This is a genomic window from Saccharibacillus brassicae (assembly GCF_006542275.1).
Taxonomy (GTDB): Bacteria; Bacillota; Bacilli; order Paenibacillales; family Paenibacillaceae; genus Saccharibacillus; species Saccharibacillus brassicae.
In genome coordinates this window covers 4,275,747-4,287,568 of the sequence record NZ_CP041217.1, presented here as the reverse complement: position 1 = coordinate 4,287,568, position 11,822 = coordinate 4,275,747, and the positions used below count along the sequence as shown (strand labels likewise).

Sequence of the window (11,822 nt, the reverse complement as noted above, 5' to 3'; positions counted from 1 at the left end):
GGTGGCTTTTTTGCGTCCGGAGGAGCAAAATTTAGACGATCGCCCAATTTTTAAAAGATTCCGCTTCGGCCTTTTTCGTGGAGAAACTTTTGCCGACGATCGGCGAAAGCTGCTCCAGATCGCGCATCAATCCGGCGAACTGGTCCGGGAACAACGATTGTACGCCGTCGCCCGTCATGGAATTGTCCGGATCGGTATGCATCTCGATGATCAGGCCGTCCGCGCCGGCGGCGACGGAAGCTTTGGCCATCGGTTCCACCAGTTCGCGGCGGCCCGTGCCGTGGCTCGGGTCAGAGATGACCGGCAGATGGCTGAGGCTCTGCAGGGCGGGAATCGCCGCAAGGTCGAGCGTGTTGCGGGTGTACGGCTCGAACGTGCGGATACCGCGTTCACACAGCATGACGTCGGGATTGCCGCCGGCCAGAATGTATTCGGCCGCGTTGAGCAGCTCGTCGTACGTCGCGCTGAAGCCGCGCTTGAGCAGCACCGGACGTCCGCACGTACCGAGTTTGCGCAGCAGGTCGAAGTTCTGCATGTTCCGCGTGCCGATCTGCAAAATGTCGGCGTATTCCGCGCAGATATCGACGTATTCCGGCGTCATGACTTCGGTAATCGTCAGCAGGCCGTGCTTCTTGCCCGCTTCGGCCATCATGATCAGCCCTTCCACGCCGACGCCCTGGAAGCTGTACGGGCCGGTCCGCGGCTTGAACGCGCCGCCGCGCAGCACCTGGCCGCCGGCCGCTTTGACGAGGCGCGCGATCTCGTCGATCTGCTCCGGCGATTCGACCGCGCACGGTCCGCCCATGACGACGAGCTCGCCGCCGCCGATCTTGACGTCGCCGATCTGAATGACCGTATCTTCCGGATGGAAGTCGCGGCTGGCGAGCTTGTACGATTTCGTGATCTTCACGACGTCCTCGACGCCTTTCATCTGGCGCAGATGCTCGGCCAGTCTCGGCTCGGCCGTGCCGACGAGTCCGACGACGGTACGGTCGGCTCCCCGGGACAGATGGACGCTCAATCCTTCGTTTTCGATGACGCGAATGACTTCCTGCAGCTGCTCCTCCGGAGCTTGGTTCGATAAGATGGCGATCATGTGCAAAACTTCCTTCCGTATATGAATTGGGCCTATGCCCTGCATGCGCGAATTGTTGGCTTTTCCCGTTCCGACGATGATGCTTCTTCACTTAGACGCTTGTTCGCTTTTAAGCTTTTATCCGTTAAAGTAATCTTAGCAAACAAAGTCGTTCCCGTCAACCCGCGACGTTCGAAAAAGACGCACTTTCTCTCGACCCCTGCCGACCCGTCCAACGCTGTTCGCCGCCGTCCCTGCCCCGCCTGCTCTCCAAAGCAAAAAGCCGGACCGCGCTTCGCGAAGAAGCGGGGTCCGGCTCTCTCTCTTTTTAGAACGGCGCAAGCGCTCCGGTTAGTTGATGTCCTTGTCGTACTGCAGGTAGACCACCTGCGTTTGCAGGTATTCGTTCAGCCCGTGCTTGCCGTCCGCGCCGCCGATGCCCGATTTGCGCCAGCCGGCGTGGAATCCCTGCATCGCTTCGAAGTTTTCCCGGTTGATGTAGGTCTCGCCGTATTTCAAGCGCTTGACGACTTTCATCGCGGCGTTGAGATTTTGCGTGTAGAGCGACGAAGTCAGGCCGAATTCGCTGTCGTTCGCAAGCGCGATCGCTTCGTCCAGCGTGCCGAACGTCACGATCGGAATGACCGGGCCGAAAATTTCTTCCTGAATGATCTCCATGTCGTTGGTTGCGTCCCCGATCACGGTCGGTTCGTAGAAGCTGCCTTTGCCTTCGACCTTCTTGCCGCCCAGCAGCACCTTCGCGCCCTGCTCGACCGCGCGGTCGACTTTGGCCTGGACCGAATCCTGCGCGTCCTTGTTGATCAGCGGCCCCATATGGATATCGCTATCTTGCAGCGGATCGCCGTATTTGACCGCCCGCATCGCTTCGACGAGCCGGTTCGTGAACTCTTCCTTGATCGCTTCGTGCACGTAGACGCGCTCGGCGCAGTTGCACACCTGGCCGGTGTTGATGACCCGCGAATCGACGACCGCTTTGACCGCGAGATCCAGATCCGCGTCTTTATGTACGATCGCCGGCGCTTTGCCTCCGAGCTCCAGACTGACTTTGATAATGTTCTCGGCGGCGGCCTGCATGACCTTCTGCCCCGCCGGTACGCTGCCCGTCAGGCTGACCATGCCGACTTTCGGATTGCTGGCCAGTTCGCTGCCCACTTCGCCGCCGCGTCCCGTCACCAGATTGAACACGCCCGGCGGCAGGCCGGCCTTGTCCGCGATTTGCGCGAACGCGATCGCGTTGTTCGGCGACTCCGCGCTCGGTTTCACGACGATCGTGTTGCCGGTAATAAGCGCCGGAGCCATTTTGCGCGCAATAAGGAAAAACGGGAAGTTCCACGGCAAAATGCCGGTCGTGACGCCGATCGCTCTTTTGAATACGAAAATATGCTCGTTATCCCGGTCGCTCTGGACAATCTCGCCTTCGTACCGCCGCGCCCATTCCGCCATGTAATCCATATAATCCGCCGTGAAGTTGACCTCCACCGTCGACAGCTCTATCGTCTTGCCCACTTCTTCGGAAATCAGCCGCGCAATTTCGTCCGACCGCTCGCGTATACCGGCCGCGATCCGGTGCAGATAGACACCGCGTTCCACCGCCGGCGTCTCTTCCCAGGCATCCTGCGCCGCTTCCGCCGCATCGATCGCCCGGGCCACGTCCGCCCGCGTCGCTTTCGGTACTTGCGAGACCGCTTCGTCCGTGGAAGGGTTGACCACGTCCATCCATTCCCCGTTCTCCGCATCCGTAAACTGCCCGTTAATATACATCTGATGTTTTTGCACCGTACTGCCTCCTCGAAATGGGATAAAAGCTGTTTCTTCTATTGTATTGTAAACGTTATCATTTTTTATTGTCAACATTTTATTCTTTTATTTTGTGGTTTTGTAATGATTTTTTATTTTATTTTTGCCCTATTGTGGTTTTCAAACCTTTCTTCAAAGCGTACAATAGAGAAAAAACGGAGGGATGAGTCATGAAAGTCAGCATCTTCTCGACCTGCGTGGTCGACCTTATGTATCCCGGCGTCGGCAAAGCGATGGTCGAAGTGCTCGAACGGCTCGGCTGCGAAACGGATTTCCCCGCTTCCCAGGTATGCTGCGGGCAGCCTACGTATAACAGCGGTTATCTGGAAGATTCCAAAGCCGCCATGATCAACATGATGCGCGCGTTCGAACAGGCCGATTACGTCGTGGGCCCGTCCGGTTCGTGTATCGCCATGTTCCATGAGTATCCGCGCATTTTCAAAAACGACCCGCAGTGGGAATTGAAAGCGATTGCACTCAAAAACAAATCGTTCGAATTCACCCAATTCGTCGTGCGCGTGCTCGGCGTGACCGACGTCGGCGCCCGCCTGGAAGGACTCGCCACGTATCATCGTTCCTGCCATATGACGCGGCTGCTCGGCGAGACCGAGACGCCGTTTCTGCTGCTGGCCGAAGTCGACGGACTGGAGCTTGCACCGCTGGTCAATGCGGACAACTGCTGCGGCTTCGGCGGCACGTTCTCGGTCAAAATGCCGGAGATCTCGCAGCAGATGGCGGACGAGAAAAGCGCCTGCGTCGCGGAGACGGGCGCGGACTATCTGATCAGCGCGGACATGGGCTGCCTGATGAATATCGGCGGACGCCTGTCGCGGACAGGCCGGGAGATCCAAGTGATGCATATCGCGGAAGTGCTCAATCAGGTGCCGCCGAATCCGAAAGTGAAAAACGATCTGACAAGCGGTTTGAACAATAGTCTGACAAACGGTCTGACAGGAGGGATTTCGACATGAGCCTGCAAACGGACAAACGGGATTTCGAACAGCGCACCGCGGACGGGATCGGCGACGCGTATATGCGGGGCGCCGTCGGCTCCGCCCAGGACAGCCTGAAGACCCGCCGCCTCACGGCGGCGACTTCGCTCGGCGATTGGGAACAATGGCGCGAACTCGGCCAGCAGATCCGGCAGCATACGCTGGAAAATCTCGATTATTATCTTGGGCAAATGGCGGACAACGTCGAACGCCGCGGCGGCCACGTGTTCTTCGCGCGGACGAAGGAAGAAGCGAGCGGCTATATCCGCGACGTGGTGCAGAGCAAAAACGCGCGCCGGGTCGTCAAAGCGAAATCGATGGTCACGGAAGAGATCGAGATGAACCGCGTGCTGATCGAAGCCGGCTGCGAAGTGATCGAGAGCGATCTCGGCGAATACATTTTGCAGGAAGACGATTGGGACCCGCCTTCGCATATCGTGGCCCCCGCCCTGCACAAGAACCGCGACCAGATTCGCGACGTGTTCGCGTCCAAATTGAATTACGCGGGCGACGAGACGCCGGAACATCTGGCCCGCTTCGCGCGCAAGGTGCTGCGCGAAAAGTTCCTCGCCGCCGAGGTCGGCATTACCGGCTGCAACTTCGCCGTCGCCAATCTCGGAGCGATCAACCTCGTCACGAACGAGGGCAACGGCGATTTGACGGCCGCCCTGCCGCCGACGCATATCGCCGTCATGGGCATGGAGCGGATCGTACCGACGCTCGAAGAGATGGAAGTGCTCGACAATCTGCTCTGCCGCAGCGCGGTCGGGCAGAAGCTGACGAGCTACATTACCGTCATGGGCCCCCGGGCGGAAGGAGACTCCGACGGACCCGAAGAATTCCATCTCGTCATCGTCGACAACGGACGTTCGGACATTCTCGCAAGCGAGTTCCACGAAGCGCTGCAATGTATCCGCTGCGGCGCGTGCCTGAACGTCTGCCCGGTCTACCGGCATATCGGCGGACATGCTTACGGCTCGATCTACCCGGGGCCGATCGGCGCCGTCATCACGCCGCTGCTCGGCGGCTACGACGACTACAAAGAGCTGCCGTACGCTTCCAGCCTGTGCGGCGCCTGTACCGACGTCTGTCCGGTCAAGATTCCGCTGCACGAGCAGCTGGTCCTGCACCGGCAGAACATTGTCTCTCAAGGGCGGACAGGCAGCGTCGACCGGATGCAGATGAAAGCGGCCGGGCGGCTGCTCTCTTCGCCCGGCCTGTTCGCCGGCACGCTGCGGCTGGCGAATCCGCTCAGCCTGCTGCTGAGCCGGCACGGACGGATCGTGCGCGGCCCGGCTCCGCTCTCGGGCTGGATCGGCAGCCGCGATCTGCCGCAGCCGGTCAAGCGCAAAGACGGCTTCCGTGCCTGGTACGCCAACCGCGAGCCCGGCAGCGGCGGCGGCTCGTCGGACCGTGCGGCCGATCCGGCCGCAGCCGCGTCCGGCTCTTCCCCGGACGCTTCTCCGGGCGCTGCGGACGGTGCCGCCGGGCGGCGCATCTCCTCTTCTCTTTCTATAGAAGAAAAAGGAGGGACACGCCCATGACGATCCGCAGCGATCGAGATCCCTCGCGGCCCGATCCCTACAACCGCGAAGCGTTCCTGAACCGCGTCTCCGACCGTCTCGGGCGTCCCCGGCGCACGGACAGCGTCACGCGCCCGGCCTGGACATGCACGCCGCATCTGGAGACGCTGGCCGACCGGACGCCGGAGCAGCTGGTCGACATTCTCAAAGAGCAGTGCTTCTTCATCCATACGCAGATCATCGAATCGACGCCGGCCCTGCTTCAGCGGACGCTGAACGATCTGATCGCAGGCTGCGGCGGCGGGCCGGTCATCCGCTCCGGCGATGCCCGCTTCGCGAAATACGGATTATCGTTTGAAGACGAAGCCGTCTGGTCCGAACAAGCGGGCCGGGCCGGCAATATCCGGCTGGCCGAAGCGGCCAACGTCGCTCTCGTTTTTGCCGATTTCGCGCTGGCCGAATCCGGCACCGTCGTGCTGGAGAGCCGGCCCGACCAGGGCCGGGCGCTGCATTTCCTGCCGGCGCATTATATCGCCGTTATCGAGCGCGAACGCATCGTGCCGCGCTCGACGCAGGCGATGCAGGAGCTCAATCGCCGCCATGAAGCCGGCGCCGCGCTCGGCTCCTGCCTTAACCTGATCTCCGGCCCGTCGAACTCGGCCGATATCGAAATGCAGCTCGTCGTCGGCGTCCACGGACCGCTGAGAGCCACTTACGTCTTGATCTGAGCTTCTCGATCCGACCCCGCATAGGGCTTTGCTCCTTGCGGGGGCTTGCGCTTCACTGAGCTGCGCCTCGCGGGGCTTGCGCCTTGCAAAGCGCAAGCCGAAAAACCCGACCGATTCCCCGGTCGGGTTTTTCGCTTGGCGCGGCTGCGGCCGGCCGGTGTTCAGCCGGCCGCGCGGACTTTATTCCGCGGCGGCTTTCTTTTTCTCGCGTACCGGCGGCAGCAGTTTTTTCATATCGACCGTGCGCTTGATTTCCCAAGTGGACGGATCGCTTTCTTCGAACTGCTCCAGGTAGAGAATGACTTCTTTGGTAATCGGCGTCGGCGTCGAAGCGCCTGCCGTAATAGCCACCTTGCTGATGCCCATCAGCCATTCCTGCTTGATCTCGCTTACGTCGGACACGCGGTAAGCGGTCGTGCCGGCGATCTCTTCGGACACCTGCGCCAGGCGGTTGGAGTTGTTGCTGCGCGGGTCGCCGACGACGATGACCAGGTCCGCTTGCCCGGCCTGTTCGGCTACCGCTTCCTGCCGCACCTGGGTCGCCAGGCAGATTTCGTTATGCACTTCGGCTCCCGGGTAACGCTCCAGCAGCTTTTTCATAATCGTCTTGATGTCCCACTGGCTCATCGTCGTCTGATTCGTGATGATGATCTTGCCCGGCGGAATGTTCAGCGCTTCGATCTCTTCTTCCTTCTCGATCAGATGCACCCGGTCCGGAGCGACGCCGATTGCGCCTTCGGGTTCCGGATGGTTTTTTTTGCCGATATAGATAATCTCGTAGCCTTCGCCCGCTTTCTCGCGGATCAGGTCATGCGTCTTCGTCACGTCCGGGCACGTCGCGTCGACCGTCGTCAGGCCGCGCTCGCGCGCCCGCTTGCGCACTTCCGGGGATACCCCGTGCGCGGTAAAGATGACCGTTCCCTTGTCCACCTGCTCAAGAATTTCCAGCCGGTTTGGACCGTCGAGCGTCACGATGCCTTCGTCTTCGAACGACTGGGTGACGTGCGCGTTGTGCACGATCATGCCGAGTATATAAATAGGCCGGGGCAGATCGAGATTTTTGGCCGCTTGTCTGGCGAGCACCATCGCGTCGACTACGCCGTAGCAATAGCCTCGCGGGGCAATACGTAGAACTTCCATCTATTCGCACCTGCTTTCGGATTCATGGCTTAAACGCGTATTCGCGCATACCCCGATTATAACGTATTCGCCAGCCCGAAGAAAGGCGCAGCCTTTCGGACCGCCGGTCAGACCGATCCGGAGCCGCGGCCGCCCGGTCCTTGTTCCGGCTTCGGCGGCGAATCGGCTGCGTCATTGCCGCGCTGCGTTTCGTCCGGGTCTTCGATCTCTACGGGCTCCATGGGCTCCATGGGCTCCATAGGCTCCACAGGCTCCACAGGCTCCGAAGTGTCTTTCCCGGCGACCTCCACGGGTTCCCCGTAAACTTCCTCCGGCTCTACGACGGCTTCTTCCGGTTCGGACGCGGCCTGAATTTCCGGGAACAGCGCCGGCAGCCAGATGATGAACGTGGTGCCTTCGCCTTTGACCGTGACGACTTCGACCGAACCTTGATGCTCGTCGATGATCCATTTGGCGATGGACAGTCCAAGCCCCGTGCCGGGCGTCTTGCCCCGCGATTCGTCGGCCCGGTAGAAACGTTCGAAAATATGCGGCACTTCGTCTTTGTCCATGCCGATCCCGGTATCTTTGACCCGGATGCCGACCTGCTGGCGGTAGACGAGAATATCGAGCGAGACTTGTCCTTCCGCCGTGTACTTGAACGCATTTTCGATAAAAATGAACAGCATCTGCTGCAAATAATCTTTGTTGCCGACTACGGCGATCCCGTCGAGCGCGGTCAGATCACCCGGCGCCCACTGGGCCCGGTGCGGCAGAAACTGCGCCCGGCGCACGACGTCTTCGACCAGCGGACCGAGCTGCAGCAGTTCTTTTTGCATCGTCTGGCCGGCGTCGGCCCGCGCCAGCGACAGCATGTCGCCGATCAGCCGGCTCATTCGCTCGGATTCATCGGCAATGTCGCCGATCGCTTCGACGGACATCTGCCGCAGATCTTCTTCGGTCAGGCCGTGCGGCATGCTGTCGAGCGTCCAGATCTTTTTGAGCAAATCGGTATTGCCCCGAACGGTCGTCAGCGGCGTACGCAGCTCGTGCGAAGCGTCCGAGACGAAGCGCCGCTGCGCCCGGTACGATTCTTCCAGGTCTTTGTAAAACAGTTCCGTGCGCGCCAGCATCCGGTTCACCGTGCTGATCAGCTGTCCGACCTCGTCCTGCGGGCCGGTATAGTCGATCCGGACGCTGAGGTCGCTGCTCGTCTGCACCCCGTTCGCCGCTTCGATGACTTTGCCGATCGGCGCCATCGATTTGCGGGCCAGGAACATGCCGAGCGTGGCGGCCAGAATAAGCGTGGACACCGAGCCGAGCAGGAGAATGAAGCGCAGATCCGACAGCAGGTTCTCCGCTTCTTCTGTACTGGCCGCAATTTGCAGCAGCACCGGCTCGCGCGCCCCGTTTGCCGGCAGCAGCAGCTGTTGATACATCAAATAAGGCCGGCCTTCGGAGCGGATACGGCTGAAATCTTCTTTGACTCCTTCCAGCGGAGGAATCTCGAATTTGAACGCGCCGGGGCCGAACGTCATATTGTCCGACTGCTGAAGATCGCCGCTGCCGTAAAAGTAAATCTGTACATATAACCGGCTGTCGATCGTTTTCAAAATATTTTCGATATTGATCTTGGAAGTGACCATGCCCGAATCGTCGACGACGATGCTCTGCCGGATCTGCTCGCGAATACGGCTCTGCCACGTGTCGTACGTATTCTGGTAAGTGTTGTAATAGACGAACGTATAGATGATCGCGCTGAACATCAGCAGAGTCAGCGCCAGGATGCCGGAGTACCAGGCGGTCAGGCGTAAACGGATAGACATAGCAGAGGGCTGCCCCCTTTTAGGAATCGCTTCTTAGGATGTAACCGGCGCCCCGGATCGTCTGGATCAGGCGCTTGGAGCTTGAATCTTCCGTCTTCTGGCGCAGCATCGCGATATACACTTCGAGCACGTTGGATTCGCCGCTGTAGTCGTATCCCCAGATTTTGTCCATAATCACGTCGCGCGACAGCACCCGTCTCGGATTGAGCATGAACAGATGCAGCAGTTCGAATTCTTTGGCCGTCAGTTCGACCTTGCGTTCGCCTCTCGTCACTTCGCGCGAATCGATATTCATGACGAGGTCTTCGAAGCTCAGCCGCTCGCCGTCGTCTTCGCGGACCGTGTCCGTTTTGCGGCGCAGCAGCGCGCGCACCCGCGCCAGCAGTTCTTCGAGCGCGAACGGCTTGACGAGGTAATCGTCCGCGCCGAGATCGAGTCCTTTGACCCGATTCTCCAGCTCGTCCTTGGCCGTAAGCATCAGCACCGGAACGGCGCTGCCCGCTTCGCGCAGCCGGCGCACCACTTCGAACCCGTCCACCTCGGGCATCATGACGTCAAGCACGAGCAGATCGGGATCGGTCGTGCGCATCAGCTTCAGCCCTTCCGCCCCGTTTGGCGCCGTGTGTACCTCGTATCCTTCAAAAGCCAGCCCCCTGCGCAGCATGGAGATGATTTTTTCGTCGTCGTCGACAATCAGAATATTGGATCGCATATGCATTCGTTCCCCTCTACGTTCTTTTTCTATTATTGTAGCAACGTTCACGTACCTTCGCATCCTGTTTTCTTGCGGCGACTCTCAGGCCGGGCGCCAAAAAACGGGAGGGGTCTCCCCCTCCCGTTCGCCCGCTTCGTATCCGTCGTTCGCCGGCGATCCTTATTGGCCGCCGAACGGGTTAATCAATCCGTTGTTCGGAGTCTGGTTCTCGCTGCCGCCGCCCTGCTGTCCAGCGGCCGATTCGTCGTACTGGTTCCGGTCGCCCACCGTTACTTTGAGGTCGACTTTCTTATCGTTGCGCACGACGTTCAGCGTAATTTCGGTTCCGACTTTGAACTTCTGGATCGCCGCGATCAGATCCTGGCTGGTCGCATAAGGCGTACCGTTCACGCCGGTGATGATGTCGTAGCTGCGCAGATCGGCTTTGTAGGCCGGCGATCCGTACAGCACTTCGCTGACGAGCGAACCTTCCTTCGTGTCCACGCCCATCTGCTGCGCGATGCTGTCCGACATCGTCGTCAGGCTTGCGCCGATAAACGGAACGGCTTCTTTCGGAATTTCTTCGTTGTTTTTGAGCTGTTCGACGACGCCTTTGATCGTGTTCGAGGAAATCGCGAAGCCGATGCCCTGCGCTTCCGTGCTGACGGCCGTGTTCATGCCGATCACTTCGCCGTTCAGGTTGATCAGCGGACCGCCGGAGTTGCCCGGGTTGATCGACGCGTCGGTCTGCAGCAGGTGCTTGTACTGCGTCGCTTTGCCCGTCGTCTCGTCGGCGATCGAAATTTCGCGTTCTTTGGCGCTGAGCACGCCGGCCGTAACCGTGTGTTCGAAGCCTTCCGGGTTGCCGATTGCGACGACCCAGTTGCCGATCGCCGTCGCATCGGAATCGCCCAGCGAGATGTACGGGAAGTCGCTGCCGTCGGTGCTCGTGATCTTGAGGACCGCCAGGTCAAGATCGGCGCTATGACCGAGCAGTTTCGCTTCGTAAGGCTTGGTCGTACCGTCCAGCGTAACCTGGATGACGTCTCCGCCTTCAACCACGTGGTTGTTCGTCAGGATATAGCCTTCTTTATCGAAAATGAAACCCGTTCCGAGTCCGAGCGGCGTCAGTTGATCCGAAGCGGAACCGGAATTCGTGCCGGAGCCGCCGTTGTTCTCGCTGCCCTGGGAGTCGCCGTAGAAATATTTGAAGAACGGGTCGTTGTAATTGCCCTGCTTACCGGAAGTCCCGCCTTTGGACAGCGTCTCGATCTTGACGACCGAAGGGCTGGACTGGTTCACGACGTCCGAGATGTCTTTGGACGACGCGATCGTATACGCCGCGGTCGAGACGCCGCTCGGGTTGGACGGCGCGGTCTGCGAAGTCGCCGCCTTGGCCGTCGACGCTTCGTCGCCGTCGAACCAGCCGGCATGTCCGGCGCCGAACACCGAACCGGTAATGACGATGGCGCCCAGCGCCCCGGCCGCGAACGACGTCAGCGCGTTTTTGAACGAAGACTTCGGCTTCTGGTTGTAGTTCCAGTTGCCGCCCGAGCCGCCGCCCGGAGCCGAACCGTTCGGTCCACTTGGCGTGCCGTACGAGTCGTAACCGCGGATCGCGCTCGGAGGCGTGACTTCGACGTCCTGCACTTTGGGCGCTTCCGGATCGGAAGAGCCGACCGATTGGAACGGGCCGTACGAGTAATAGTAAGACGAGCCGTCCGGGTTCGTGCCTGTCCGCTCGGAGGAGTCGGCTCCGGAATTGTTGCGGTTCCCTTCGCTGCTGCCTGCTCCGTTGTTGTCTTCAAAAGAATTGCCGTATTTCTTCTCGTCCATCTCTATTTCCTCCTCGCGTTCGGGCTGTGCCGAATGACGTAAATGTGAATTGCGTTTGCTGCCGATTGAATGGGACAAGTACCGTCTGCCCTGATGCTGCCGTTTGCTTCTGTACTTATTTTCGCCCAGCAACCTTAATTACACATTAAAAGAGGCATAAAGAAAGATAAGAAAGCCCTTAATTTTGCAAAATGCCAAAAAAGCCTCTTCT

8 protein-coding genes and 1 pseudogene are annotated in these 11,822 nt (G+C 59.8%); 3 read left to right on the top strand and 6 right to left on the bottom strand.

Features of this window, described 5'->3' with window-relative positions; translation table 11 throughout:
• Positions 1-31: 31 nt before the first annotated feature.
• Both aroF and aldA read right to left on the bottom strand, forming a co-directional pair.
• Positions 32-1,096 (bottom strand): 3-deoxy-7-phosphoheptulonate synthase, encoded by a 1,065-nt coding sequence (gene aroF, locus FFV09_RS17780; protein WP_141449068.1) that lies wholly within the window; start codon positions 1,094-1,096, stop codon positions 32-34.
• A gap of 330 nt (positions 1,097-1,426) precedes the next feature.
• Positions 1,427-2,872 carry an aldehyde dehydrogenase gene (aldA, locus tag FFV09_RS17775; protein ID WP_141449067.1) on the bottom strand — a complete coding sequence of 482 codons (1,446 nt, stop codon included), beginning with the start codon at positions 2,870-2,872 and terminating at the stop codon, positions 1,427-1,429.
• A gap of 191 nt (positions 2,873-3,063) precedes the next feature.
• Between aldA and FFV09_RS17770 the strand changes: the two genes are divergently transcribed.
• The 3 genes and pseudogenes from FFV09_RS17770 (at position 3,064) to FFV09_RS17760 (ending at position 6,136) form a co-directional block, all read left to right on the top strand.
• Complete coding sequence (locus FFV09_RS17770) at positions 3,064-3,864, top strand: (Fe-S)-binding protein (RefSeq protein ID WP_141449066.1); 801 nt, start codon at positions 3,064-3,066, stop codon at positions 3,862-3,864.
• A pseudogene (locus FFV09_RS17765) lies at positions 3,861-5,285 on the top strand (LutB/LldF family L-lactate oxidation iron-sulfur protein); the annotation flags it as partial. The gene FFV09_RS17770 and the pseudogene FFV09_RS17765, both read left to right, overlap by 4 nt.
• A gap of 140 nt (positions 5,286-5,425) precedes the next feature.
• Positions 5,426-6,136, top strand: a complete 711-nt coding sequence (locus FFV09_RS17760; protein WP_141449064.1) for a LutC/YkgG family protein — start codon at positions 5,426-5,428, stop codon at positions 6,134-6,136.
• A gap of 180 nt (positions 6,137-6,316) precedes the next feature.
• Here FFV09_RS17760 and FFV09_RS17755 read toward each other — a convergent pair whose 3' ends face one another.
• The 4 genes from FFV09_RS17755 to FFV09_RS17740 all read right to left on the bottom strand — a co-directional run bounded on the left by FFV09_RS17755 (position 6,317) and on the right by FFV09_RS17740 (position 11,611).
• Positions 6,317-7,276: a 4-hydroxy-3-methylbut-2-enyl diphosphate reductase gene (locus FFV09_RS17755; protein ID WP_141449063.1), complete on the bottom strand. Its 960-nt coding sequence runs from the start codon at positions 7,274-7,276 to the stop codon at positions 6,317-6,319.
• A gap of 107 nt (positions 7,277-7,383) precedes the next feature.
• A complete protein-coding gene (locus tag FFV09_RS17750; RefSeq protein WP_342782062.1) occupies positions 7,384-9,081 on the bottom strand; it encodes a sensor histidine kinase in 1,698 nt (565 codons plus the stop codon).
• A 19-nt stretch (positions 9,082-9,100) separates the two neighbouring features.
• Positions 9,101-9,793, bottom strand: coding sequence for a response regulator transcription factor (locus tag FFV09_RS17745; RefSeq protein ID WP_141449062.1), 693 nt, complete (start codon positions 9,791-9,793; stop codon positions 9,101-9,103).
• A gap of 162 nt (positions 9,794-9,955) precedes the next feature.
• Positions 9,956-11,611 (bottom strand): S1C family serine protease, encoded by a 1,656-nt coding sequence (locus tag FFV09_RS17740; RefSeq protein ID WP_141449061.1) that lies wholly within the window; start codon positions 11,609-11,611, stop codon positions 9,956-9,958.
• Positions 11,612-11,822 lie beyond the last annotated feature (211 nt).